Here is a 243-nt window from a genome sequence, read left to right as displayed (position 1 = left end):
ACAGGTGCTGCATGGCTGTCGTCAGCTCGTGTCGTGAGATGTTGGGTTAAGTCCCGCAACGAGCGCAACCCTTGCCATTAGTTGCTACGAAAGGGCACTCTAATGGGACTGCCGGTGACAAGCCGGAGGAAGGTGGGGATGACGTCAAGTCCTCATGGCCCTTATAGGTGGGGCTACACACGTCATACAATGGCTGGTACAAAGGGTTGCCAACCCGCGAGGGGGAGCTAATCCCATAAAGCC

The 243-nt window shown here is 56.4% G+C and carries 1 rRNA gene; it reads left to right on the top strand.

Annotation, left to right across the window (positions count from 1 at the left end):
* Positions 1-243, top strand: a 16S ribosomal RNA gene (locus SJH88_RS19600); the annotation flags it as partial.

This window comes from Comamonas sp. GCA5, assembly GCF_036541385.1.
Lineage (GTDB): Bacteria > Pseudomonadota > Gammaproteobacteria > Burkholderiales > Burkholderiaceae_C > Comamonas > Comamonas aquatica.
Note: the sequence above shows the minus strand (reverse complement) of the source record. Positions and strands in the feature narration are given on the sequence as shown.